Here is a 4,492-nt window from a genome sequence, read left to right as displayed (position 1 = left end):
GCCCCGCACCTGTTGCGGGGGCCGGGCCCTCGGCGTAGCCGACGTCTCGTCAAAGTCCCAGCTCTGCAACCAAACGGTGGTCTCCTTGGGATCCGGCCTGACGGGTCGATAGGTTATGGCCGTCACACTGCCGCCGGCGTGCCCGTCACACGCCCGGCAGTCGCCGAAGCTCACCGCATTCAGGGGGATCACCCGCATGACCGCCGACACACCCAGGGACTCCGCCACCCCACCGCTCCCGCCGATCTTCCAGCCGCTGCTGCCCGAGGACCCGAGGGAGGTCGGCGGGTACCGGCTGTTCGCCCGCCTCGGCGCCGGCGGCATGGGCCGGGTCTACCTGTCGTACACGCCGGGCGGGCGCCCGGTGGCGCTCAAGGTGGTGCGCCCGGAGTTCGCCGAGGACTCCGAGTTCCGGCGCCGCTTCGCGCAGGAGGTCACCAACGCCCAGCGCATCCACGGGCTGTACACGGCCCAGGTGATCGACTCGGGTGTCGAGGCCGACGCCCCCTGGCTGGTCACCGCGTACGTCCCCGGTCCCTCGCTCCAGCAGGTCATCCGCGAGCACGGCGCGCTGCCGGTGCGCACGGTCCTGCTGCTGATGGGCGGCATCGCGGAGGCGCTCCAGGCCATCCACAGCGTCGAGGTCGTGCACCGCGACCTCAAGCCCGCCAACGTGCTGGTGGCCGGCGACGGCCCCCGTGTGATCGACTTCGGCATCGCCCGCGCCGCCGACGCGACCGCGCTCACCGGCACCGGCTTCCGGATCGGCTCGCCCGCCTTCATGGCGCCCGAGCAGGCCCAGGGCCGGCCGGTCACCCCCGCCACCGACGTCTTCGCACTCGGCGCGCTCGCGGCGTACGTCGCCGGCGGCCTCCCGCCGTTCGGCGAGGGCCCCGAGACGGCCGTGCTCTACCGCGTGGTGCACGAGCCGCCCGTCCTGGACGGCGTGCCGGGCGACCTGCGCGAGCTGCTGCTGCGCTGCCTGGCCAAGTCGCCCGAGGACCGCCCGAAGCCGGCCGAGATCATCGAGGCCGCCCGCAACCACCCGTCGGTCGGCGGCCAGCTGCGGTTCGCGGACGACTGGCTGCCGCAGCAGATCAACACCGAGATCACCCGTCGCTCGGACCTGCCGAAGACGCCGCCGACCCCGCTGCCGGTGCCGCCCCTCACGCCCCCGCCCCTCGCCCCCGCCCCGCCGACGACCGCACCGGCCCTTCCCGCCGCGCCCACCCAGCAGCCGGGCTTCGGCCCGCCGCCGATCGGCTCGTACGGCGCCCCGCAGCCCGCCTACGAGGCGCCCACCGGCCCGGTGATCCCCTCGCCGCCGACCGTCCAGCTGCACCAGCAGCCCTCGTTCGACACCCCGCCGCCCGGCCCCGTGGTCACGGACACCGCCGCGGCACCCGCCCCCGCGCCGAAGCGCCGCGGCGTCTCCTGGAAGGTCCTGCTGACCGTGGCCCTGGTGATGGCCGTGGGCGGCACGGCGGGCGGTGTGGTGCTGGTCAAGAAGCTGGACGACAAGAAGGGCGGCGGCGTGACCGCCGGCAGTTCGTCGTCCGCCGGCGCCGTCAGCCCGCAGCCGCTGCCGACGCAGGCGTCGTCCACCAGCCCCTCGCCGAGCCCGAGCAGCGAGCCCCCGGAGAGCCCCTCCCCGAAGAGCACCCCCTCGAAGTCGCCGTCGGCCACCGCCACCACGTCCCGGCCGGCCGTCTTCACGGCCGTCTACCAGGACCGGGAGCTCGGCACGCCGGACTACAACTACAGCTACGACCTGGCCGAGGGGAAGATCGTGAACTCCTCTGCCAGCACCGCCTGGGAGCTGGAGACCGGCTACAGCAACTTCGACTGGAACGGCGCCGACGCCTACATCACCACGGAGGCGCAGCTGACGCCCGAGCAGTGCTCGGCCGCCATCGACCGCCAGCCGGCCGGGGCACTCAAGTACGACGCGCTGCCGCCCGGGCGGCTCTTCTGCCTGCGCCACCGCGCGAGCGGCAGCATCGTGATCGCCAAGGTCCTGACCCAGGGCAACTCCAACGGCATGACCAAGCTCTCGGTGACCTACTACCGCAACGACGCCTGACCGGCCCCGTCTATCCTGGCCTGGTCGACATCCCACCGGACCGGAGCGCACCGTGTACTTCACCGACCGTGGCATCGAGGAGCTGGCGAGCCGGCGCGGCGACGAGGAGGTCACCTTCGAGTGGCTGGCCGAGCGCCTGCGTGAGTTCGTCGACCTCAACCCCGACTTCGAGATCCCGGTCGAGCGGCTGGCCACCTGGCTGGCCAGGCTCGACGACGAGGACGACGAGTAGACACGGGTGAGCCGGCCGAAGGCCCGGGAGGCAACCGCCTCCCGGGCCTTCCGCATGCCCGGTCCGGCACGGCCCGCGGAGGCGCTTGACTTCCCCGGCTCGCGATATATCGTGTTCATCAAGGGAACGCGATACATCGCGAACCGCAACGGGAGGCGGCACACTCATGAGCCAGTGGACGATAAGCGAACCCGACCGCATCACCATCGACGAGACGGTCGGCGCACTGCACGTCCGGATCATCGACGGCGCCGTGAACGTGGTCGCCGCCGAGGGCCCGGCCCGGCTGGAGGTCACCGAGCTGGAGGGCGACCCGCTCCAGGTCACCCTGGAGGACGGTGTCCTGACGGTCACCTACAAGAACCTCAGCTGGGCCGAGCTCGGCGAGAGCGTGAAGTCCCTCCAGTCCGTCAAGGAACTCTTCTCCTCGCTGCGCCGCAAGCGCCGGGCGGTCGTCTCGCTCGCCGTCCCGGCCGGCTCCGAGGTCCGGATCGGCAGCGTCTCGGCGGACGCCACCGTCTCCGGGGTGGCCGGCCGCGTCGCCGTGCACGGCGCCAGCGGCGCCACCACCCTGGTCGGCCTCTCCGGCCGTACCGAGGCCAACTCCGTCTCGGGCGACGTCGACGTGCAGTCCGTCTCCGGCGAGCTCAAGGTCAAGACCGTCTCCGGCGGCCTGACCGTCGTGGCCGGCACCGCCGACAAGGTCTCCGCCAACTCGGTCAGCGGCGCCGTCACCCTGGACCTCGACGTGGCGACCCCGACCGAGATCAAGGTCAACACCGTCAGCGGCGCGGTCGGCGTCCGGCTGCCCTCGCTCGCCGACGCGAAGGTCGAGGCGGGCACCAGCAGCGGCGACGTCTCCAGCACCTTCGAGCAGCTCAAGGTCAGCGGCACCTGGGGCGCGAAGAAGCTGTCCGGCCAGCTCGGCTCCGGCAAGGGCAGCCTGCAGGTCACCACCGTCTCCGGCGCCGTCACGGTGCTGCACCGCCCCGACACCGAGGACGACGGCCCGGTCGTCGTCAAGGAGCTCCCGGCCGGCCCCGGCCTCACCGGCCCCGACTTCACCAAGGAGGCCTGACATGACCCCCGTCTTCGGCCACGGCCGGCTCCGCCTGTACCTGCTCAAGCTGCTGGACGAAGCCCCCCGGCACGGCTACGAGGTGATCCGCCTGCTGGAGGAGCGCTTCGAGGGCCTGTACGCGCCGTCGGCCGGCACCGTCTACCCGCGGCTCGCGAAGCTGGAGCAGGAGGGCCTGGTCAGCCACAGCACCGAGGGCGGCCGCAAGATCTACCGGCTCACCGACGCGGGCCGCACCGAGCTGGCGTCCCGCCAGGACGAGATCGCCGAGCTGGAGGTCGAGATCGGGGACTCGGTCGCCCACCTGGCCGGCGCGATCCGCGAGGACGTCCGGGACAGCGCCAAGGACCTGCGCGAGGAACTCTGGGGCGCGGCCAAGCAGGCGCCCCGGGCCGAGCCCGCCGCCGGCACGGATCCGTGGTCCGGGCCGTGGGGCGACAAGGACGCCTGGCAGCGCGCCAAGGAGGAGTTCGCCCAGTTCAAGTCGCAGGCCAAGGAGCAGGCGAAGCGCGCCAAGGAGCAGGAGAAGGCCGCCAAGGCCAAGGCGAAGGCCGCCGAGGAGGAGGCCCGCCGGCTGCGCGAGCAGGCCAGGGCGGCGCGCACCGCCGCCCAGCAGGAGGCGCTGCGGATCAAGCGCCGGGTGGAGCAGCAGGTCCGCGAGCACGCCGCCCGCGGTGACTGGCCGACCGGCCTGGCCGAGGGCCTGTCCGAACTGACGAAGGGTCTGGCGGGGCTGGCGGACGCCGCCAAGTGGGGCCACCCGACGGCCGCCGAGGAGATCCGGGTGACCCGGGTCGACCTCGACAAGGACGGCCTCGGCAAGGACGACCTGGCGCCCGGTGCCGACGAGGTGCCGGCCGACCTCCCGTCCTGGACGGCGACCGACCCGGCCGCCGACCCGGCCCGCGAGCTGGAGCGGCTGCTCGACCGCTTCCGCGACCAGGTCAGGGACGCCGCCCGGGACAGCGGGGTGACGGCCGGCCAGCTGGCCGGCGCCCGCGGCGCGCTCGCGACGGCGGCCGAGCGGCTGCGCGGGCTGCTGGGCTGACGCCCGACGCCCGGTACGGCGGGGCCCGGCACCCTCGGGGGGGGTGCCGGC

The 4,492-nt window shown here is 73.7% G+C and carries 4 protein-coding genes; all 4 read left to right on the top strand.

What is annotated here, in order from left to right; genetic code table 11:
- Positions 1–196 precede the first annotated feature (196 nt).
- The 4 genes from ACFUK0_RS39585 to ACFUK0_RS39570 all read left to right on the top strand — a co-directional run bounded on the left by ACFUK0_RS39585 (position 197) and on the right by ACFUK0_RS39570 (position 4,441).
- Positions 197–2,083, top strand: a complete 1,887-nt coding sequence (locus ACFUK0_RS39585; protein ID WP_380258836.1) for a serine/threonine-protein kinase — start codon at positions 197–199, stop codon at positions 2,081–2,083.
- Between the two features lie 52 nt (positions 2,084–2,135).
- On the top strand, positions 2,136–2,315 hold the full coding sequence (locus ACFUK0_RS39580) for a DUF6104 family protein (RefSeq protein ID WP_073926358.1): 180 nt from the start codon (positions 2,136–2,138) through the stop codon (positions 2,313–2,315).
- Positions 2,316–2,481: 166 nt separating this feature from the next.
- Entirely contained in the window at positions 2,482–3,393 is a 912-nt protein-coding gene (locus ACFUK0_RS39575) for a DUF4097 domain-containing protein (protein ID WP_380258834.1), read from the top strand.
- A gap of 1 nt (position 3,394) precedes the next feature.
- Complete coding sequence (locus tag ACFUK0_RS39570) at positions 3,395–4,441, top strand: PadR family transcriptional regulator (RefSeq protein WP_380258833.1); 1,047 nt, start codon at positions 3,395–3,397, stop codon at positions 4,439–4,441.
- Positions 4,442–4,492 lie beyond the last annotated feature (51 nt).

The organism is Kitasatospora sp. NPDC057223 (genome assembly GCF_042669755.1).
In the GTDB taxonomy this organism is placed as follows: Bacteria; Actinomycetota; Actinomycetes; order Streptomycetales; family Streptomycetaceae; genus Kitasatospora.
Note: the sequence above shows the minus strand (reverse complement) of the source record. Positions and strands in the feature narration are given on the sequence as shown.